This window comes from Streptomyces sp. NBC_01116, assembly GCF_041435495.1.
Classification (GTDB): domain Bacteria; phylum Actinomycetota; class Actinomycetes; order Streptomycetales; family Streptomycetaceae; genus Streptomyces.
On sequence record NZ_CP108644.1, the window covers coordinates 1,333,583 to 1,354,125 of the forward strand.

18 protein-coding genes are annotated in these 20,543 nt (G+C 71.6%); 3 read left to right on the plus strand and 15 right to left on the minus strand.

All coding sequences use genetic code 11. The annotated features are described in order from the left end of the window. Both OG245_RS05595 and OG245_RS05600 read left to right on the plus strand, forming a co-directional pair. Nucleotides 1–792, plus strand: a complete 792-nt coding sequence (locus OG245_RS05595) for a peptidylprolyl isomerase (protein ID WP_371622436.1) — start codon at nucleotides 1–3, stop codon at nucleotides 790–792. A gap of 225 nt (nucleotides 793–1,017) precedes the next feature. Next, on the plus strand, nucleotides 1,018–2,247 hold the full coding sequence (locus tag OG245_RS05600) for a DUF349 domain-containing protein (protein ID WP_371622437.1): 1,230 nt from the start codon (nucleotides 1,018–1,020) through the stop codon (nucleotides 2,245–2,247). A 66-nt stretch (nucleotides 2,248–2,313) separates the two neighbouring features. On the opposite strand, the gene OG245_RS05605 is transcribed toward OG245_RS05600, so the two are convergent. The 15 genes from OG245_RS05605 to pgsA form a co-directional block, all read right to left on the minus strand. Further along, nucleotides 2,314–4,887, minus strand: a complete 2,574-nt coding sequence (locus OG245_RS05605; RefSeq protein WP_371627814.1) for a bifunctional (p)ppGpp synthetase/guanosine-3',5'-bis(diphosphate) 3'-pyrophosphohydrolase — start codon at nucleotides 4,885–4,887, stop codon at nucleotides 2,314–2,316. A gap of 217 nt (nucleotides 4,888–5,104) precedes the next feature. After that, nucleotides 5,105–5,656 carry an adenine phosphoribosyltransferase gene (locus tag OG245_RS05610; RefSeq protein ID WP_371622438.1) on the minus strand — a complete coding sequence of 184 codons (552 nt, stop codon included), beginning with the start codon at nucleotides 5,654–5,656 and terminating at the stop codon, nucleotides 5,105–5,107. A gap of 3 nt (nucleotides 5,657–5,659) precedes the next feature. Continuing rightward, nucleotides 5,660–6,748 carry a protein translocase subunit SecF gene (secF, locus tag OG245_RS05615; protein ID WP_371622439.1) on the minus strand — a complete coding sequence of 363 codons (1,089 nt, stop codon included), beginning with the start codon at nucleotides 6,746–6,748 and terminating at the stop codon, nucleotides 5,660–5,662. A gap of 1 nt (nucleotide 6,749) precedes the next feature. After that, on the minus strand, nucleotides 6,750–8,522 hold the full coding sequence (gene secD / locus OG245_RS05620) for a protein translocase subunit SecD (protein ID WP_371622440.1): 1,773 nt from the start codon (nucleotides 8,520–8,522) through the stop codon (nucleotides 6,750–6,752). 150 nt (nucleotides 8,523–8,672) lie between these two features. Further along, a complete protein-coding gene (gene yajC, locus OG245_RS05625; protein WP_371622441.1) occupies nucleotides 8,673–9,176 on the minus strand; it encodes a preprotein translocase subunit YajC in 504 nt (167 codons plus the stop codon). Between the two features lie 166 nt (nucleotides 9,177–9,342). Then, complete coding sequence (ruvB, locus tag OG245_RS05630; protein ID WP_371622442.1) at nucleotides 9,343–10,431, minus strand: Holliday junction branch migration DNA helicase RuvB; 1,089 nt, start codon at nucleotides 10,429–10,431, stop codon at nucleotides 9,343–9,345. A gap of 29 nt (nucleotides 10,432–10,460) precedes the next feature. Further along, nucleotides 10,461–11,087 (minus strand): Holliday junction branch migration protein RuvA, encoded by a 627-nt coding sequence (gene ruvA, locus OG245_RS05635; protein ID WP_371622443.1) that lies wholly within the window; start codon nucleotides 11,085–11,087, stop codon nucleotides 10,461–10,463. Then, nucleotides 11,084–11,698, minus strand: coding sequence for a crossover junction endodeoxyribonuclease RuvC (gene ruvC / locus OG245_RS05640; protein WP_371622444.1), 615 nt, complete (start codon nucleotides 11,696–11,698; stop codon nucleotides 11,084–11,086). The genes ruvA and ruvC overlap by 4 nt, the downstream gene beginning before the upstream one ends. 173 nt (nucleotides 11,699–11,871) lie before the next feature. Beyond that, the gene (locus OG245_RS05645; RefSeq protein WP_371622445.1) at nucleotides 11,872–12,627 is read right to left on the minus strand and encodes a YebC/PmpR family DNA-binding transcriptional regulator; all 756 of its coding nucleotides are present in this window, start codon (nucleotides 12,625–12,627) and stop codon (nucleotides 11,872–11,874) included. A gap of 61 nt (nucleotides 12,628–12,688) precedes the next feature. Further along, nucleotides 12,689–13,282 (minus strand): pyridoxal 5'-phosphate synthase glutaminase subunit PdxT, encoded by a 594-nt coding sequence (pdxT, locus tag OG245_RS05650; protein WP_371622446.1) that lies wholly within the window; start codon nucleotides 13,280–13,282, stop codon nucleotides 12,689–12,691. Nucleotides 13,283–13,288: 6 nt separating this feature from the next. After that, a complete protein-coding gene (gene pdxS / locus OG245_RS05655) occupies nucleotides 13,289–14,209 on the minus strand; it encodes a pyridoxal 5'-phosphate synthase lyase subunit PdxS (RefSeq protein ID WP_018960500.1) in 921 nt (306 codons plus the stop codon). A 154-nt stretch (nucleotides 14,210–14,363) separates the two neighbouring features. Beyond that, complete coding sequence (locus OG245_RS05660) at nucleotides 14,364–14,912, minus strand: hypothetical protein (protein ID WP_371622447.1); 549 nt, start codon at nucleotides 14,910–14,912, stop codon at nucleotides 14,364–14,366. Between the two features lie 91 nt (nucleotides 14,913–15,003). Continuing rightward, a complete protein-coding gene (locus OG245_RS05665) occupies nucleotides 15,004–16,164 on the minus strand; it encodes a glycosyltransferase family 4 protein (RefSeq protein ID WP_371622448.1) in 1,161 nt (386 codons plus the stop codon). After that, on the minus strand, nucleotides 16,161–17,081 hold the full coding sequence (locus tag OG245_RS05670; RefSeq protein WP_371622449.1) for a phosphatidylinositol mannoside acyltransferase: 921 nt from the start codon (nucleotides 17,079–17,081) through the stop codon (nucleotides 16,161–16,163). The genes OG245_RS05665 and OG245_RS05670 overlap by 4 nt, the downstream gene beginning before the upstream one ends. Next, a complete protein-coding gene (pgsA, locus tag OG245_RS05675; protein ID WP_371622450.1) occupies nucleotides 17,078–17,806 on the minus strand; it encodes a phosphatidylinositol phosphate synthase in 729 nt (242 codons plus the stop codon). Before pgsA ends, OG245_RS05670 begins: the two co-directional genes overlap by 4 nt. A gap of 367 nt (nucleotides 17,807–18,173) precedes the next feature. Between pgsA and OG245_RS05680 the strand changes: the two genes are divergently transcribed. Further along, nucleotides 18,174–20,399, plus strand: a complete 2,226-nt coding sequence (locus tag OG245_RS05680) for an elongation factor G-like protein EF-G2 (protein ID WP_371622451.1) — start codon at nucleotides 18,174–18,176, stop codon at nucleotides 20,397–20,399. The last annotated feature ends 144 nt before the right edge of the window (nucleotides 20,400–20,543 follow it).

Below are 20,543 nucleotides of genomic sequence, written 5' to 3' on the forward strand. Positions count from 1 at the left end.
GTGTCCAGCAGCGAACAGCGGCGGCGGCAGCTCGCCCGGGAAAAGTTCGAGCGCCAGCAGAAGCGCCGGGAGGAGGCCCGCAGCAGGACGAGGCGCGTCACCGCGATCGTCGCGGCCTCGGTGGCCGTGGTCGCCGTCGTGGGCGTGAGCGCGTTCGTCGTGGCGGGCAAGGACGACGACAAGGACAAGAAGAGCGACGCGGCGTCGAGCCAGAGCCCCGCTCCGGAGCCGTCGAAGAGCGAGAGCAAGGCTCCCACGCCGCCGATGAAGATCGACAAAAAGGCGAAGTACACGATGTCGCTCGACACGAGCCAGGGCGACATAGCGTTCTCGATGGACGCGGCGAAGACTCCGGAGACGGTGAACTCCTTCAAGGCACTCGCCGACAAGGGCTACTTCGACGACACCAAGTGCCACCGGCTGACCACCCAGGGCATCTTCGTGCTCCAGTGCGGCGACCCGAAGGGCGACGGCACGGGCGGTCCGGGCTACAACATCCCGGACGAGAACCTGGACGCGCTCGGCAAGGCGGGCGCCGACGGCACGGTCGTCTACCCGCCGGGAACCGTGGCGATGGCCAACACCGGCCAGCCCGACTCCGGTGGCAGCCAGTACTTCCTGGTCTACAAGGAGACGAAGCTCCCGCCCACCTACACCCCGTTCGGCACGATGGACGACGCCTCGCTGAAGGCCGTCCAGAAGGTCGGCGAGGCCGGTGTCGAGGGCGGTGCGGGCGACGGCGCCCCGAAGAAGGCCGTGACGGTCGAGAAGGCCGCGGTCGAGAAGGACTGAACCGGCGGACGGGACGAGCGGTACGGCGACCGGCCGGGCGGCTGCCGGCGGGGCGGAGCGCCGCCGGCAGCCGGAGCGAAGAATTTCGGCCGTGCTGAGTGCGGACAGCCGGGTGGCCGGTCGCCTAGATTGGCGTTGTGCAGGGCGGGCGATGCCCGCCCCAGGAAACTGTGGACGATGCCCGGGGGGCGAACCCCCTCGCAGGCATCAGGTGGAGGAGGCGCTGTGAGCAGCGACCCGTGGGGCCGCGTCGATGAGACGGGCACCGTGTACGTGCGTACGGCCGAGGGCGAGCAGGTCGTCGGATCGTGGCAGGCCGGTTCGCCCGAGGAGGCTCTGGCCTATTTCGAGCGCAAGTACGACGGCATTGTGGTCGAGATCGGCCTCCTCGAACGGCGGGTGAAGACCACCGATCTGTCGGCGAAGGACGCGACGACCGCGATCGACCACCTGCGGCAGCAGGTCGACGAGCACCACGCGGTGGGCGACCTCGACGCGCTGCGCAAGCGGCTGGACGCGCTCGTCGCGACGGTCGAGGCGCGGCGCGAGGAGCGCAAGGCGCTGAAGGCCAAGCAGACCGACGAGGCGAAGCACGCCAAGGAGGCGCTGGTCGTCGAGGCGGAGGAGCTGGCGCAGAGCGAGCAGTGGCGCTCGGCCGGCGAGCGGCTGCGGGCGCTGGTGGACACCTGGAAGGGTCTCCCCCGTCTCGACCGCAAGTCGGACGACGAGCTGTGGCACCGCTTCTCGCACGCCCGCTCGGCGTTCTCCAAGCGGCGCAAGGCCCACTTCGCCGCGCTGGACGCCCAGCGCGAGGACGCCCGCAAGGCCAAGGAGAAGCTGGTCACCGAGGCCGAGGCGCTGTCCGGCTCCACGGACTGGGTGACCACGGCCGCGCGCTACCGCGACCTGATGACCGAGTGGAAGGCGGCGGGCCGCGCCCAGCGCGAGTCCGAGGACGACCTGTGGAATCGTTTCCGCGGCGCCCAGGACATCTTCTTCGCCGCCCGCAGCGGGGTCTTCGCGGAGCGGGACGCCGAGCAGGGCGAGAACCTCAAGCTGAAGGAGGAGCTCGCCGCGGAGGCCGAGAAGCTGGTGCCGGTGAAGGACCTCAAGGCCGCCCGGGCCGCGTTCCGGTCCATCAACGAGCGCTGGGAGGCCATCGGCCACGTACCGCGTGACGCCCGCCCGAAGGTCGAGGGCCGGATGCAGGCGGTGGAGCGGGCGCTCCAGGAGTCCGAGGAGTCGGAGTGGCGCCGGACGAACCCGGAGGCGCGGGCCCGCGCCGCGGGTCTGACCGGTCAGCTCCAGGCCGCCGTGGACAAGCTGCGCGGCCAGATCGACACCGCGCGCGCCCAGGGCAACAACGCCCGTGCGGACAAGCTGGCCAAGGAGCTGGAGGGCCGCCAGGCGCTGCTGGACCAGGCGCTCAAGGGCCTGGAGGAGTTCGGCGGCTGAGAAGAAGAGCCAGGTAAGCGGGAAGCCCCGGTACGCGATGCGTACCGGGGCCTCCTCGTTTCTCCGCTACGGCCTGCGGGCCGAGGTGACGCGGTAGACGTCGTAGACGCCCTCCACGCCGCGTACGGCCTTCAGGACGTGGCCCAGGTGCTTGGGGTCGCCCATCTCGAAGGTGAAGCGTGAGGTGGCCACCCGGTCGCGGGACGTCTGGACGGCCGCGGACAGGATGTTGACGTGCTGGTCGGAGAGGATCCGGGTGACGTCGGAGAGCAGCCGGGAGCGGTCCAGCGCCTCGACCTGGATGGCGACCAGGAAGACCGAGGACTGGGTGGGGGCCCACTCGACCTCCAGGATCCGTTCGGGCTGCTGCGAGAGCGACTCCACGTTGACGCAGTCGGCGCGGTGCACGGAGACGCCGCTGCCCCGGGTGACGAAGCCGATGATCGGGTCGCCGGGGACGGGCGTACAGCAGCGGGCCAGCTTGACCCAGACGTCCTCGACGCCCTTGACGACGACTCCGGGGTCCGCGTTGGCGCGGCGCTTGCCGCGGCCTCCGTGCGAGGGCGGCGTGGACTCGGCGAGGTCCTCGTTGGCCTCGTCGTGGCCGCCGAGTGCCTGCACCAGCTTCTGCACGACGCCCGCCGCGGCGACATGGCCCTCGCCGATGGCCGCGTACAGCGAGGAGATGTCCGGGTAGCGCATCTCGTGGGCGAGGGTGACCAGGGAGTCACCGGTCAGGATGCGCTGGATCGGCAGGTTCTGCTTGCGCATGGCGCGCGCGATGGCGTCCTTGCCCTGCTCGATGGCCTCGTCGCGGCGCTCCTTGGAGAACCAGGCGCGGATCTTGTTGCGGGCGCGCGGCGACTTGACGAAGCCGAGCCAGTCCCGGGAGGGTCCGGCGCCGGCCGCCTTGGAGGTGAAGACCTCGACCAGGTCGCCGTTGTCGAGCGTCGATTCGAGCGGGACGAGCCGCCCGTTGACGCGTGCTCCTATGGTCCGGTGGCCGACCTCGGTGTGGACGGCGTACGCGAAGTCGACGGGGGTCGCGCCGGCCGGTAGCGCTATCACGTCGCCCTTCGGCGTGAAGACGAAGACCTCGTTGCGCGAGAGGTCGAAGCGCAGGGACTCCAGGAACTCGCTGGGGTCCTCGGTCTCCTTCTGCCAGTCCAGGAGCTGGCGCAGCCAGGCCATGTCGTTGACGGTGTCCTGGCCGCGCCCGGTGTGCTTGGGGACGTCGGTACGCACCTTGGAGGCGCCCGCGACGGCCTCCTGCTTGTACTTCCAGTGGGCGGCGATGCCGTACTCGGCGCGGCGGTGCATGTCGAAGGTGCGGATCTGGAGCTCGACGGGCTTGCCGCTGGGACCGATCACCGTGGTGTGCAGTGACTGGTACATGTTGAACTTGGGCATCGCGATGTAGTCCTTGAACCGCCCGGGCACCGGGTTCCACCGGGCGTGGACGGTGCCGAGCGCCGCGTAGCAGTCGCGGACCGTGTCGACGAGCACCCTGATGCCCACCAGGTCGTAGATCTCGGCGAAGTCGCGTCCTCGCACGATCATCTTCTGGTAGACGCTGTAGTAGTGCTTGGGGCGGCCGGTGACGGTGGCCTTGATGCGGGCGGCGCGCAGGTCGGCCTGGACCTCGTCGGTCACTATGGCGAGGTATTCGTCGCGCTTGGGGGCCCGCTCGGCGACGAGCCGGACGATCTCGTCGTACATCTTGGGGTAGAGGATCGCGAAGGCGAGGTCCTCCAGCTCCCACTTGATGGTGTTCATGCCCAGCCGGTGTGCCAGCGGGGCGTAGATCTCCAGCGTCTCGCGGGCCTTCTTCTCCTGCTTCTCCCGCTTGAGGTAGCGCATGGTGCGCATGTTGTGCAGGCGGTCGGCGAGCTTGATGACCAGGACCCGGGGGTCCTTGGCCATGGCGACGACCATCTTGCGTACGGTCTCGGCCTGCGCGGCCTCGCCGAACTTGACCTTGTCGAGCTTGGTGACGCCGTCGACGAGCAGGGCGACCTGGTCGCCGAAGTCCCGTCGCAGGGTGTCCAGGCCGTACTCGGTGTCCTCGACGGTGTCGTGGAGCAGGCCCGCCATCAGCGTCGCCGGGTCCATGCCCAGCTCGGCGAGGATCGTGGTGACGGCCAGCGGGTGGGTGATGTAGGGGTCGCCGCTCTTGCGCTTCTGGCCCCGGTGCCAGCGCTCGGCGACCTGGTAGGCCTTCTCGATCTGGCGGAGCGTGGCCGTCTCGATCTTGGGGTCGTTGCCCCGGACCGTACGCAGGAGGGGTTCCAGGACCGGGTTGTACGGGCTGGAGCGCTGTACGCCCAGTCGGGCGAGGCGGGCCCGCACGCGGTTGGATGAGCCGCCGGTGCGGGAGGCGGACCCGGCGCTGGCCCCGGTCTTCGCGGGGGGTCCGGGAGCCGGGGGCTTGGGCGCCTCGGGGGCCGGCTTCCTCGCCGGTGGCTGCGCGGGCCCGGTCGTCCCGGCCGGATTCGGCGGCGTCTCGGGGCCCGCGGGTTTCGCGGGAGGGGCGGCCGGCCCGGTGGGCTTCGCGGCGGCCGGGGGGCGCGCGGCGTCGGCGGGCGCGGGCTCCGGCGCGTTCGAGGGCGCGGCCTTCCGCGGCGTGGCGGGGGCCGCCACGGGCTTGTCGGGCTGCGGGGCGGCGGCTGACTGGGCCTCGTCTGGCAAGAGCGCTCCTCGTGCGGATCCGGGGTACCCGGAGAGCCCATGGTATCGATCCCCCGGCGGGACCTCGCCCGGGGACGGCGGGAGCCCGCACGACGACGGATGGGCACCCGGTGTTCCCGGGTGCCCATCCGTCGTGCTCGGTGTCCGCCGCAGGTCGCCGACCGGCGGATCAGACCGTGATCAGGGCCTCCAGGGGTGCGCCTGCGAGGCCCGGCTCCAGGCGGGCCCGGCCCGCGAGGAAGCCGAGCTCCATGAGGACCGCGACGCCCGCGACCCGGGCGCCGGCCCGCCGGATGAGCTCCAGCGAGGCCTCGGCGGTGCCGCCGGTGGCGAGGACGTCGTCGATGATCATGACCCGGTCCTCGGCGTCGAGGTCCTCGGCGTGGATCTCGATCTCCGCGCTGCCGTACTCCAGCTCGTAGGACTGGCTCAGCGTGGCGCCGGGGAGCTTCCCGGCCTTGCGGACCGGGATGAAGCCGATGCCCGCCCGGACCGCGACGGGCGCGGCCAGGATGAAGCCGCGCGCCTCCAGGCCGACGATCTTCGTGGCGCCGTGCCGTACGCACAGCTCCGCGAGGGCGTCGGTCAGCGCCGTGAAGGCCACCGGGTCCGCGAGCAGCGGGGTGATGTCCTTGAACATCACGCCGGGCTTCGGGTAGTCCGCGACATCGCGGATCCGGCTGAGCAGCAGCTCCTTGATGGGTTCGGTGGTGCTCGTCATCGCTCAGCGCTTCCCGGGGGTACGGCCGTGCGACCGGGGGCGGCCGATCGTCGTGCCCGCCGTCTCGGTGTCGTCGCGCGGGTCCTCGGGGCCGTCGTCGTCGGGGGACTCGCCCTTGGCGGCAGCGGCGGCCCGCTTGGCGAGGATCCGCTTCTTCAGCGCCTTCATCTGCGGCTCGCGTTCCTTGAGGTCGGCGACGAGCGGCGTGGCGATGAAGATCGAGGAGTAGGCGCCGGCGGCGAGACCGACGAACAGCGACAGCGAGATGTCGTTCAGCATGCCCGCGCCGAAGACGCCGCCGCCGATGAACAGCAGACCGGCCACCGGCAGCAGCGCCACCACCGTGGTGTTGATGGAGCGGACCAGGGTGCTGTTGATCGACCGGTTGGCGATCTCGCTGTACGTGAAGCGGGTCTGCTTCGTGATGTCCTTCTGGCCCTCCTTGAGGCTGTCGAAGACCACCACCGTGTCGTACAGGGAGTAACCGAGAATGGTCAGCAGACCGATCACCGTGCCCGGCGTGACCTCGAAGCCGACCAGGGCGTAGACGCCGACCGTGATGGTGATGTCGTGGATCAGCGCGATGAGGGCGGCGACGGCCATCCGCCACTCGAAGGCGATGGCCAGGTAGATCACCACCAGGATCATGAAGACCCCGAGGCCGGTCCACGCCTTGTTCGCGATCTGCTCGCCCCAGCTGGGGCCGACCAGGTCCGCGTTGATGTCGTTGGCGGGAATGCCGAGCTCGTCGGAGAGCGTCTCCTTGATCTCGTTGGCCTTGGCGGTGTCGACCTCGGTGATCTGGATGCGCAGACCGCCGTTGCCCAGCTCCTGGACGATCGCCATGTGACCGGAGGCCTCGGTCGCCACGTCGGTGGCCTGGGCGGTCGAGATCTGGGCCTTGGTGTCGGTCGTGAAGACCGCGCCGCCCTTGAACTCGATGCCCATGCGCAGACCGCCGACCGCCACGCCGATGATGGCCGTGATGGTGATCAGGATCGAGATCCCGTACCAGATCTTGCGGTTGCGGATGAAGTCGTAGCCGACCTCGCCACGGTAGAGCCGGGCGCCGAGATTGCCGAGTCGCGACATCTCACGCCTCCTTCGGTTCGGTGGGGGCGTTGACACGGCGCGAGCGGCGCAGCGGCGGCTGGGCGCCGAGCCGCTTCGGGTCCAGCCCGGACCACGGGCCGCCCCTGGAGAAGAACTTCGTCCGTCCCATGAGCGTCATGAGGGGCTTCGTGAAGAAGAAGACCACGACGACGTCGAGGAGCGTGGTGAGGCCGAGCGTGAAGGCGAAGCCCTGCACCTTGCCGACGGTGACGATGAAGAGCACCGCGGCGGCCAGGAACGACACGAAGTCGGAGACCAGGATGGTGCGCCGGGCGCGCGGCCAGGCGCGCTCGATGGCGGGACGGAGCGTGCGTCCCTCGCGGATCTCGTCTCTGACCCGTTCGAAGTAGACGATGAACGAGTCCGCTGTGATGCCGATGGCGACGATGGCGCCGCAGACCGCCGGCAGGTTCAGCGCGAAGCCGATGGCCGGCCCCAGCAAGGCCATGATCGTGTACGTCAGTAGGCCGGAGACCAGGAGGCTCAGGAGTGCGATGAACGCGAGGCCCCGGTAGTAGACGACCAGGTAGACGACGACCAGTGCCAGACCGATGGCGCCGGCGATCAGACCGCCCTTGAGCTGCTCGCTGCCGAGCGCGGCGGTCACCGTGGTGACGCTGACCTCCTTGAAGGTCAGCGGCAGTGCGCCGTAGGACAGGATGTTGCCGAGGTCCTCGGCCGACTGCTGGTCGAAGCTGCCGGAGATCTGGGCGTTCTTGCTGAGCGCGGTGCGCACCGAGGGAGCGGAGACGACCTCGCCGTCGAGGACGATCGCGAACTGGTTCATCGGCGGCTGCTGCTGCGAGAGCCGGCTGGTGATCGTCTGGAACTTCTTGGCGCCGGCGGAGGTGAACTCCATCGACACGATCCACTCGCCGGTCTGCTGCTCGATGGCGCCCTTGGCGTCGTCGACGTCGCTGCCGGAGACCTCGGCCGGGCCGAGGACGTACTTCTCGTAGCTGCCGGGGACGTTCGATCCGCAGGCGACGATCGAGTCGGTGGGCTTGGCGTTCTGGCCGGCCTCCGAGCGCTGCTTGGGGTCGGTGCAGTCGAGCTTGGCGAACTCCTCCTGGAGCTTGGCCGTGGCCGGGTCCGCGGAGGGCGAGGCCTCGGGGGAGTCGGACGGCTTCGGCTTGTCGGAGGCCCCGGGGGTCGGGTCGTCCTTCGTCAGGGCGCCGGTCACCGCGCGGCCCTGGGTGGTGGCGCTCGCCGAGGGGGTGGCCTCCGAACCTGTGGCCTCCTCGCCCTTGGGCTTGTCCGCGCCTTCGGCGGACTCACCGGGCTTCGGGGTGGCGCTGCCCGAGGGCGTCGCGGAACCGGAGGGCGTGGGCTCCGCTGGACCGCTCGCCTGCACCGTCAGAACGGGCCGGAAGTAGAGCTGGGCGGTGGTGCCGACCTGCTTCTGGGCCTGCTCGGAGTTGGTTCCCTTGGGGATGTTGACGATGATGTTCTTCGAGCCCTGGGTCTGGACCTCGGCCTCGGAGACGCCCAGCCCGTTGACTCGCCGTTCGATGATCCCGACCGCGGTGTTCATGTTGGTCGGGTTGATCGCGTTCGGCTTGCCGGGCTGGTTCTGCGCCTCCAGCGTGATCGACGTCCCGCCGGCCAGGTCGATGCCCAGCCGGGGCGTGGTGTGCCCCGAGAGGAACATCCCGCCTGCGAGCGCGACCATGGCGATGAGGATCAGAGCCAGGGCACGCCCCGGCCTGCCATGACCGCCGGACGGCCCTCGGCCCTTCTTGGGTGCTGCCACCTTCTCGTTTCTCCCTGTCCAACCGCCCCGCGCCGGGTACGCGCCCGAGCGGCCACGAAGTGTAGTGGGGACCCTGCCCCCGCAGACGACCGCACGGTCCCGGGGACGCCGCGCGCCGGTGGGCGCGCGACGTCCCCGGGATCGTGAGAACTACTTGGAGTCGGCCTCGCCGTCGGTCTTGCTCTCGTCCTTGGCGTCCTTGACGTCCTTGACTTCCTTGGCGTCCTTGACCGCGGCGTCCTCGGGCTCGGCGTCGTCGGCAGCGTCGTCCTTGGCCAGGTCGATCTTGGCGACCTCGGCGGAGTCGGACTCGCCGGTCAGCGAGGAGGCGTCGTCGGGAACGACGGTGCCGTCCGCGTCCAGCTCCGGGTCGTCACCGTGCACGATGCGGTTGTACTCCGCGTCGTCCAGGACGGCGCCGATGGAGTTCTTCGCGTAGATGGCGTGCACGCCGGGAGCGACCTCGAGGAGAACCGTGTCGTCGTGGACTTCCTTGACGGTGGCGTACATGCCCCCGATCGTCCGGACGCCGGTGCCGGGCTGCATGTCATTGCGCATCTGCGCGGCCGCCGCCTGCTTCTTCTTGGCGGAGCGGGTCATCAGGAACATGGCCCCGATGAGCACGATGAAGGGGAGGAGAGTCAAGATATCCACGGGACGGGAATTCCTTCGCACGACCGCGCTGGCATGCGGCCTGTATATACGGGGGTGGGTACACCGACCGGTAAGGGCGGCATCGGCGGAGTCTAGATGAGTCCGCATCGATGGAACAACGCCCAGCATGGCACCGGGGTTCCTGTGCACGCGAACCTGTGACGCGTCACGCCCCGAACAGGCCCTGTTGTCCCTTTGCTCCGTGCTGCGGCGGGACCAGTCCCAGATGTGCCCAGGCCGCCGGGGTGGCGACACGGCCGCGCGGCGTCCTGGCCAGCAGTCCTTCCCGTACGAGGAAGGGCTCCGCGACCTCCTCGACGGTCTCCCGCTCCTCCCCCACCGCGACCGCCAGCGTGGACAGCCCCACCGGGCCGCCGCCGAAGAGCTTCAGCAGGGCGCCGAGGACGGCACGGTCCAGCCGGTCGAGTCCGCGGGCGTCAACCTCGTACACCTTGAGGGCGGCCATCGCGATCTCCCGGTCGATCGTGCCCTCCGCCTTGACCTGGGCGTAGTCGCGGACGCGGCGCAGCAGGCGGTTGGCGATACGGGGGGTGCCGCGGGAGCGTCCGGCGATCTCGGCGGCGCCCTCCACGTCGATGCCGACGTCGAGGAGGCGGGCGGAGCGGTGGATGACGCGCTCCAGCTCGGCGGGGGCGTAGAACTCCATGTGCCCGGTGAAGCCGAAGCGGTCGCGCAGCGGGGGCGGGAGCAGTCCGGCCCTGGTGGTGGCCCCGACCAGGGTGAAGGGGGGCAGTTCCAGCGGGATGGCGGTGGCGCCGGGGCCCTTGCCGACGATGACGTCGACCCGGAAGTCCTCCATCGCCATGTAGAGCATCTCCTCGGCGGGCCGGGACATGCGGTGGATCTCGTCGAGGAAGAGGACCTCGCCCTCCTGGAGGGAGGAGAGGATCGCCGCGAGGTCGCCGGCGTGCTGGATGGCGGGGCCCGAGGTGATCCTGATCGGGGCGTTCATCTCCGCCGCGATGATCATCGAAAGAGTGGTCTTGCCGAGGCCGGGCGCGCCGGAGAGCAGGACGTGGTCGGCGGTGGCGCCGCGGGCGCGGGCGGCCTTGAGGACCAGGTCGAGCTGTTCGCGGACCTTCTCCTGGCCGACGAACTCCTCCAGGTCCTTGGGGCGCAGCGCCGCCTCGACCGCGGTGTCCTCGCCGTCGAGATGGCCGGCGTCGACCAGCCGGTCGTCGAGGACCGGGCCGGTCGGCTCGTCGGTCTCGGGTCCGGTCTCGTCCCAGTTCATCAAGGGCCTCTTCGGTGGTTCGTTGCCGGTCAGCGTGCGCGGTTGAGAGTCTGCAGGGCGGCCCGCAGCAGCTGCGGCACGGGGGGCGCCGCGCCCTCGGCGACGGCGGCCTCGGCCTGCGGGGCGACGGCGTTGACGGCCTCGTCGGCCTCGCGGCTCGCGTAGCCGAGGCCGATCAGGGCGGCCTGGAGCTGGTCGCGCCAGCCGGAGGTGACCGGGGTGCCGATGCCCTGCGCGCCGATGTGCGCGCCGACCGGTTCGCCGAGCCGGTCCTTGAGCTCCAGGAGCAGCTTCTGCGCGCCCTTCTTGCCGATGCCGGAGACGGCGGTCAGCGCCTTCTCGTCGCCGGTGGAGACCGCGAGGCGCAGGGCGTCGGGGCTGTGGGTGGCGAGCATCGCCTGGGCGAGGCGGGGGCCGACGCCGCTGGCGGTCTGGAGGAGCTCGAACACCTGCCGCTCGTCGTCGTCCCGGAAGCCGTAGAGGGTGAGGGAGTCCTCGCGGACGACCAGCGAGGTGGCGAGCCGGGCCTCCTTGCCGACGCGCAGGTCGGCGAGGGTGTGCGGGGTGCACTGGACCGCCATGCCGATGCCGCCGACCTTGATGACGGCCGTGGTCGGGGCGAGGGCGGCCACCGGGCCGGAGACGAAGGCGATCATGCGGTGCGGCCTTTCAGCGGGCGAGGCGTGCCGGGCGTACGGGAGACGCCGGGCGTGCGGGATGTGCCGGGAGCCCCGGGTGTGCGGGACGTGCCGGACGTGCGGTGGGCGGCGACGGCCTGCTGGAGCCGGTTCTGCGCGGGGGCGCGCCAGATGTGGCAGATGGCGAGCGCCAGGGCGTCGGCGGCGTCGGCGGGCTTGGGCGGTGCGTCCAGCCGTAGCAGCCGGGTCACCATGGCTCCCACCTGGTCCTTGTCGGCGCGGCCCGATCCGGTGACGGCCGCCTTGACCTCGCTGGGGGTGTGCAGGGCGACGGGGATGCCGCGGCGGGCGGCGCAGAGCATGGCGACCGCGCTGGCCTGGGCGGTGCCCATCACGGTGCGGACGTTGTGCTGGGCGAAGACGCGCTCGACCGCGACGAAGCCCGGGGAGTGTTCGTCGAGCCACTGCTCGATGCCGCGCTCGACGGCGACGAGCCGGTCGCCGAGCTCCGCGTCGGAGGAGGTGCGCACGACGCCGACGCCGATCATGGTCAGAGGTCTTCCCGCGACTCCCTCGACCACCCCGACGCCGCATCGGGTCAGCCCCGGGTCGATGCCCAGAACCCGCATGGAGCCCCCTGTCCTCAGCCCGTCGCCGACGCGCGCCGCGCCCGCTCGATCATCTGTTCCCGCAGGCTATCGGCTCGCACTGACAATCCGTCGCAACCACAGGACGACGGGCCGACGGGGAGTGCCCCGTCGGCCCGTCGCACGGGACCGTGTCCGCCCTGCCGACCGTGCCGTCAGGCCGCGTCGACCTTCTCCATGACCTCGTCGGACACGTCGAAGTTGGCGAAGACGTTCTGCACGTCGTCGCTGTCCTCCAGCGCGTCGATGAGCTTGAAGATCTTGCGCGCGCCCTCTTCGTCCAGCTCGACCTGCATGGTCGGCAGGAAGTTGGCCTCGGCGGAGTCGTAGTCGATGCCCGCCTCCTGGAGCGCGGTGCGCACCGCGACCATGTCGGTGGCCTCGCTGACCACCTCGAAGGTGTCGCCGAGGTCGTTGACCTCCTCGGCGCCCGCGTCGAGGACCGCGCCGAGGACGTCGTCCTCGGTCAGCTCGCCCTTGGGCACGATCACGACGCCCTTGCGGTTGAACAGGTACGAGACGGAGCCCGGGTCGGCCATGGAGCCGCCGTTCCGGGTCATCGCGACACGTACGTCGGACGCGGCACGGTTGCGGTTGTCGGTGAGGCACTCGATGAGCACCGCGACACCGTTGGGGCCGTATCCCTCGTACATGATCGTCTCGTAGTCGGCGCCGCCCGCTTCGAGACCGCCACCGCGCTTGACCGCGGAGTCGATGTTCTTGTTCGGGACGGAGCTCTTCTTCGCCTTCTGGATGGCGTCGACGAGCGTGGGGTTGCCGTCGGGGTCCACGCCGCCGGAGCGCGCCGCGACCTCGATGTTCTTGATCAGCTTCGCGAAGAGCTTGCCGCGCTTGGCGTCAATCACGGCCTTCTTGTGCTTCGTCGTAGCCCATTTAGAGTGGCCGGACATCTGCCTTCTCCTTCGCGTCACCAAAATCGAGTCGAACCCGAGAGATCCTACCGGGGTCAGCTCAGTTCACCGCGCGCACCATGTCCACGAACAGAGCGTGTACGCGATGGTCGCCTGTCAGTTCGGGGTGGAACGAGGTGGCGAGGGCGTTTTCCTGCCGGACGGCCACGATATGCCCGCCGTGTTCGGCGATGACCTCGGTCTCGGCCCCGACGGACTCGACCCACGGAGCGCGGATGAACACACCGTCCACCGGGCCGCCTTCGACGCCGCCGACCTCGACAGCGGCCTCGAACGACTCGTTCTGCCGGCCGAAGGCGTTGCGCCGCACGATCATGTCGATGCCGCCGACGGTCTCCTGACCCGAACGGGGGTCGAGGATCTTCTCGGCCAGCAGGATCATCCCGGCGCAGGTGCCGTAGACCGGCATCCCGGCCCGGACCCGCTCGCGGAGCGGCTCCATCATGCCGAAGAGCACGGCCAGTTTGGACATGGTGGTGGACTCGCCGCCCGGTATGACCAGGCCGTCGACCTCGGCGAGTTCCTCGGGGCGCCGGACCGGCCTGGCCAGGGCGTCCGCCGAGGCCAGGGCGATCAGGTGCTCCCGTACGTCGCCCTGGAGAGCCAGCACGCCGATCAGGGGGGTCTCGCTCATCAGTGGTTACCAGCCGCGGTTGGCGTAGCGCTCGGACTCGGGCAGGGTGTCGCAGTTGATGCCGACCATGGCCTCGCCCAGGTTGCGGGAGGCGTCCGCGATGACCTTCGGGTCGTCGTAGAAGGTGGTGGCCTTCACGATGGCGGCGGCGCGCTTGGCCGGGTCGCCGGACTTGAAGATGCCGGAGCCGACGAAGACGCCCTCGGCGCCGAGCTGGCGCATCAGCGCGGCGTCGGCCGGGGTGGCGACGCCACCGGCGGAGAACAGCACGACGGGCAGCTTGCCGAGCTCCGCGACCTCCTTGACCAGCTCGTAGGGGGCGCGGAGGTCCTTGGCGGCGGCGTACAGCTCGTTGTTGTCGAAGCCGCGCAGCCGGGCGATCTCGTTCTTGATCTGGCGCAGGTGGCGGACGGCCTCGACGACGTTGCCGGTGCCGGCCTCGCCCTTCGAGCGGATCATGGCCGCGCCCTCGGCGATGCGGCGCAGGGCCTCGCCCAGGTTGGTGGCGCCGCAGACGAAGGGGGTGGTGAAGGCGAACTTGTCGCTGTGGTTGACCTCGTCGGCCGGGGTGAGGACCTCGGACTCGTCGATGTAGTCGACGCCGAGGGACTGGAGCACCTGGGCCTCGACGAAGTGGCCGATGCGGGACTTGGCCATGACGGGGATGGAGACGGCCCCGATGATCTCCTCGATCATGTTGGGGTCGGACATCCGGGCCACTCCGCCGTCCTTGCGGATGTCGGCCGGGACGCGCTCCAGGGCCATGACGGCCACGGCGCCCGCGTCCTCGGCGATCTTCGCCTGCTCGGCGTCGACGACGTCCATGATCACGCCGCCCTTGAGCTGCTCGGCCATGCCGCGCTTGACGCGGGCGGTGCCGGTGGCGGGGTACTCGGCGGACTGCGGGGTGCTGGGAAGCGTGGACACGGGACCTCACTCGGTGAAAGACGCTGGATGCTGCAACGCCGAGCAAACGCCCCGGGACCAGTCCACAGCAAGGGCCAATGAACAGGCCGTGGATCGTTTTGGCCCTGGATCGATCCCCTCATCGGTCCCTGAACCGGTCCCGGTTCGGAGGCTGTCAGGTGCCGGGCCGGTCCGCGAGGGCCACCGGTGGGGCGTCGTCCATCTCGAAGGCGAGCGGGAACGGCGCGTGCCCGGCCAGCCGGAGGAGCCGGACGGTACGGTGCCGGCGCAGGGCGCGGGCGGCGCGTACGGCGTCGTTGTGGAAGCGCCGGGCCATGGGGACGCGGCGTACGGCGGCGGCCAGTTCGGTGGCCGCCTCCTCCCCGCCGGGGATCTCCTTCACCGCGTCGACCTGTGCCGGTTCGCCGAATACGGCGCGCAGGGCGGTGCTCAGTTCGCTCTCGGCGACCTCGCGGTGGTCCTCCTCGGCCTGCCGGGCGGCGTGCGCGGCCTCGTACAGGACGATCGAGGCGGCCGGGTCCAGGACGCCGGAGGTGGCCAGCTCCTGGGTGACCGAGGCGCGGCGCAGCAGTTGGGCGTCGAGGGCGGCACGGGCGGCGTCGATCCGGGAGTGCAGGCGGTCGAGCCGGCCGGCGGTCCAGCTGAGGTACACGCCGACCGCGATGAGGGCGACGACGATCCAGACGATGAGGGTTACGGTCACGGGCCCACACGCTACCGTCGCCGGGGGCCCCCGCTTCAACAGGAGGCCCCGGGAGCGGCCGGGTGCCCGGTCCACCGGGGCCGGCCCGTGCTCAGTCCCGGGCCAGCCCGAACCGGGCCCGCAGCCCCGAGCGTTCGTCCGCCGCGACCGAGGCGGCCCCGTCGGTCACCGTCTCGTACACCGCGAGGACGTCGGCCCCCACCGTCGCCCAGTCGAACCGCCGGACGTGGGCCTCGCCGCGCTCGCGCAGTCCGGCCCGGCGCTCCGGGTCGCCCAGCAGCCGGATCGCCGCGGCGGCCAGCGCCTCGGCGTCCTCGCCTGCGAACAGGTCGCCCGCCGCGCCCTGGTCCAGCACCTGCGCGAAGGCGTCCAGATCGCTGGCCAGCACCGGCGCACCGGCCGACAGCGCCTCGACCAGGATGATGCCGAAGCTCTCGCCGCCGGTGTTCGGGGCCACGTACACATCGACGCTGCGCAGCAGCCGGGCCTTGTCCTCGTCGCTGACCATGCCGAGGAACTCGACGCGCTCGCGCAGTTCCTTCGGCAGCGTGGCCACCGCCTCCTCCTCGTCGCCGCGTCCGGCGACCAGCAGCCGGGCCTCGGGGTGCGCGGCGAGGATCGCGGGCAGCGCCTTCATCAGGACGGGCAGGCCCTTGCGGGGTTCGTCGATGCGGCCGATGAAGCCGAGGGTCCCGCCCTGCCACTCGGCCTTCGGCTCGGCCCGGGCGAAGAAGCCGACGTCGACGCCGTTGGGGATGACGACGGCGTCCCCGCCGAGGTGCTCGACCAGGGTGCGCCGGGCGTACTCGCTGACGGCGATCCGGGCGCTGATCTTCTCGAGCGCGGGCTGGAGGATCGGGTACGCGGCGATCATCGCCCGGGAGCGCGGGTTGGAGGTGTGGAAGGTGGCCACGATCGGCCCCTGCGCCGCCCAGCAGGCCAGCAGGCCGAGCGACGGGGAGGTCGGCTCGTGGATGTGGATGACGTCGAACGTGCCGTCGTGGAGCCAGCGCCGCACCCGGGCCGCCGACAGGAAGCCGAAGTTCAGCCGGGCGACGGAGCCGTTGTACGGGACGGGGACGGCCCGGCCCGCCGAGACGACGTACGGCGGCAGCGGGGTCTCGTCGTCGGCGGGGGCCAGGACGGAGACCTCGTGGCCGAGCCGGATCAGGTGTTCTGCGAGGTCCCGGATGTGGAACTGCACACCGCCCGGTACGTCCCAGGAGTACGGGCAGACGATGCCGATCTTCACGTGGGTTCCCCCCGGGGGTCCAGGTCGTCCAGCCAGAGCCGCTGGAGCATGTGCCAGTCCTCCGGGTGCTCGGCGATACCGCCGGCGAAGGCGTCGGCCAGCGCCTGGGTCATGGCGGTGGTCTTCTCGACGCGGGTGCCCTCCGGCGGCACGTCGACCGCCGGATGGATACGCCCGCGCATCACCGGCCCGTCGTACCAGAGGGTCACCGGCAGCAGCTTCGCGCCCGTCTGCTGGGCGAGCAGTGCCGGGCCCGCGGGCATCCGGGCGGTGGCGCCGAAGAACGACACCTCGACGCCGGACGCGGACAGGTCCCGGTCCGCGACCAGGCAGATCAGACCGCCGGCGCGCAGCCGCCGGGCCAGGGTGCCGAAGGCGGACCCGCCGCTGTGCGGGAGGACCTCCATGCCCAGGCCCTCGCGGTAGGCGACGAACCGGTCGTAGAGCGTCGCGGGCTCCAGGCGTTCGGCGACGGTGGTGAAGGGGACCTTCAGGTCGGTGGTGACCCAGGCCCCCGCGAGGTCCCAGTTGGCCAGGTGCGGCAGGGCGACGACCACGCCCTTCCCGGCGTCCAGGCCTTCGGCCAGGTGGTGGGTGCCGGCGATGTCGATGCCTGCCTCGATGCGCTCCGGGCTCCACGTCGGCAGCCGGAACGACTCCATCCAGTAGCGCATGTAGGAGCGCATCCCGGCCCGCGACAGCTCCGCCAGTCGCTCAGGACCCGCGTCGGGGACGACCCGGGCCAGGTTCGACTCCAGCCGCAGCACGCTCTTGCCGCGCCGCTTCCACACCTGGTCGGCGATGGTGCGGAAGAGGCGGGCGGCGGCCGGCTCGGGCAGCCTCTTGACCGCGCCCCAGCCCAGTCCGTACAGCCCGTCGGTGAGTCGGCCCTTCAGATCGGACGTACCGCTGCTCACCGGTCGCCCTCGCTCCCCTGGCCGGCCTGGCCGGCGGAACCGCCGGAACCGGCGGCGGACGGGCCTGCGGCGGCCTGCCCCACGGCGGCTTCCGCGGCGTCCGCCTCGGCGGATTCGCGGCGCACGGTCACCACGCGCTGGATCAGCGTCACGAGGCTGCCCGCGGCGACGATCCACAGCGCGATCGGCAGCAGGACGTCGATACCGGGGACGCCGAACGCGTGCAGTCCGGCGAGTCCGGCGGCGACCAGCGAGATCACCAGGCGCTCGGCGCGCTCCACGAGGCCGTTGACCGCGACCGGCAGGCCGATCGACTCGCCGCGCGCCTTGGTGTACGAGACCACCTGGCCGCTGGCCAGGCAGAAGATCGCCACGGCGCACAGGATGTTGTCGTCGCCGCCGCCCGCGTACCAGAGGGCGAATCCGGCGAAGATCGCCCCGTCGGCGACCCGGTCCAGCGTCGAGTCGAGGAACGCGCCCCACCGGCTGGAGATCCCGGCCTGCCGCGCCATGTTGCCGTCGACGAGGTCGGAGAAGACGAAGATCGTGATGACGATCGTGCCCCAGAAGAACTCCCCCATGGGGAAAAAGACCAGCGCACCTGCCATCACTCCGGCCGTGCCGACGAGAGTGACCGCGTCGGGGCTGACCCCGAGGCGGAGCAGCAGAGCGGCGAACGGTGTGAGGACACGCGTGAAGAATGCACGCGCGTACTTGTTCAGCATGGCCTTCCCGAGGGTTCGGTTCGCCGTGCGGCCCCTTCGGCCACCGGCTGGCCCATCGTAGTCACCGCCGGTGCCTTCCACCGGACGGGCACCCGCCGCCGGGTGTCACACGGGCTCCCCGCCGGCCCGGACCCCGCCCGTACACGACGCGGGGACCGCGCCCGTGCGCGGCGGGGGACGTACGGGTGCACGGCATCCGGACCGTGCCGTGCGCGACATATGGACGAGGCCCCGTCGCGGTGCCAAGCTCGAAGGACCTCGGGCGTCGCCGAAGCCGCCGCGGCGGCCTCCCCGTGTCCGTGACCACCGCTGCTCCGCGCGCGGTCGCCCTCCCCCGCACCGCGCCGCCGACCGGGAGGAACGCATCATGGGCGACAAGGCACACGCACACCCCGGGGCCGCCGGAGGAGTACCGACGGCCGGCCACCCCTCCGCCGTACGGAACGTGGTGCTGGTCGGCCCCAGCGGATCGGGCAAGACCACGCTGGTCGAGGCCCTGGCCCTGACGGCGGGAGCCGTGAACCGGGCCGGGCGGGTGGAGGACGGGGCGACCGTCTCCGACTACGACGGGATCGAGCGGCGTCGACGGCGTTCCGTCCAGCTCTCGCTGGTCCCGGTGGCCTGGGACGGCTGCAAGATCAATCTGCTGGACACCCCCGGCTACGCGGACTTCGTCGGCGAGCTGCGGGCCGGTCTGCGCGCGGCGGACGCGGCCCTCTTCGTCGTCTCGGCGGCCCAGGACGCCGCGTCCGTGGCCGCGACCACCCGGGCAGCCTGGGAGGAGTGCGCGCTCGTCGGCATGCCGCGCGCGATCGTCGTGACGCACCTGGACACCGCCCGCACCTCCTACCGGGAGATGAACCGGATCTGCGCCGAGGCCTTCGGGGGCGAGGACCCCGACGCCGTACTGCCGCTGTACCTGCCCGTGCCGGGCCCCGAGGGCGCCGACGGGCACGCCCCGCCGACCGGGCTCACCGGGCTGCTGAGCCGGCGGATCCTCGACTACTCCTCGGGGCAACGCGCCGAGCTGCCGCCCGCGCCCGACCAGGAGGAGTCCCTGCGGGCGGCCCGGGACCGGCTGATCGAGGGGATCATCGCCGAGAGCGAGGACGAGTCCCTGATGGACCGCTATCTCGACGGCGAGGACCTCGACGTCGCGACGCTGATCGCCGACCTCGAACGGGCCGTCGCCCGGGGCTCCTTCCACCCCGTCCTCACCGCCGCGCCCGCGGCCGAGGGCGCCCGCCAGGGCATCGGCACCGTCGAACTGCTGGAGCTGATCACCCGCGGCTTCCCGACCCCGCTGGAGCGCACCCCGCCCGCCGTCACCACCCCGTCGGGCGAGCCGCGGCCCGCCCCGGTCTGCGATCCCGGGGGCCCGCTGGTCGCCGAGGTCGTCAAGACGGCCTCCGACCCGTACGTGGGCCGGGTCTCGCTGGTCCGCGTCTTCTCCGGCACCCTGCGCCCCGACGACTCCGTACACCTCTGCGGCCACGGCCTGGACGCGACGGGGCACGCGCCGCGCCCCTGTCACGAGGCGGAGATCCGGGTCGGGGCGCTCACCTCGCCGTTCGGCCGCCGGCAGCACGCCCTGGACCGGTGCGTCGCGGGCGATCTGGCGTGCGTGGCCCGGCTCGGCGAGGCGGAGACCGGCGACACGCTCTCCCCGGCCGACGATCCGGTCCTGATCGAGCCCTGGTCGACGCCGGACCCGCTGCTGCCGCTGGCCGTACGGGCGCACGGCAAGGCGGACGAGGACAAGCTGTCGCAGGGCCTGGCCCGGCTGGTCACCGAGGACCCCACGCTGCGCCTCGAACAGAACCCGGACACCGGTCAGGTCGTCCTGTGGTGCCTGGGCGAGGCCCATCAGGAGGTGGCCCTGGATCGGCTGCGCAACCGCTACGGCGTCCAGGTCGACGCGGAACCGCACCGGGTGCCGCTGCGCGAGACGTTCGCCGGGCGGGCCGCCGGGCGCGGACGGCACGTCAAGCAGTCGGGCGGGCACGGCCGGTTCGCGATCTGCGAGATCGAGGTGGAGCCGCTGCCGCCGGGCTCGGGCATCGAGTTCGTCGACAAGGTGGTCGGCGGTTCGGTGCCGCGTCGGTTCATCCCCTCGGTGGAGAAGGGCGTGCGGGCCCAGGCCGCCCGGGGGCTGGCCGCCGGGCATCCGCTGGTCGACGTGCGCGTCACACTGCTGGACGGCAAGGCGCACTCGGTGGACTCCTCGGACGCCGCGTTCCAGACCGCCGGGGCGCTCGCGCTGCGCGAGGCCGCCTCCGACACCCGCATCCAGCTCCTGGAACCGGTCTGCGAGGTAAGCGTCCTGGTCCCCGACGACTATGTGGGCCCGGTGATGAGCGACCTCTCGGGGCGGCGGGGCCGTGTCGTGGGAACCGAGCAGAGTCCGGGCGGGCGCACCGTCGTACGGGCCGAGGTGCCGGAGATCGAGGTCGGCCGGTACGCGGTGGACCTGCGCTCCCTGTCGCACGGCACGGGCCGCTTCGACCGCGCGTACGCCCGCCACGAGGCGATGCCGCCGCAGGTCGCGGACCGGGTCCGGGCGGAGCGGGCGGACGGGTCCCCCGGCGCGTGACCGGCGCACTGTCGCACACGCCGTTCGATGCGCGCGGGTGACGGGCAGTGGCGTGATCAGGACGATACGCTGTGGTCGCAGCTCAGAAGGTATGCCGCGTACGGTAGTTGGGCACACCGCAGGAGCAGACGTGCGGCGAGTGGG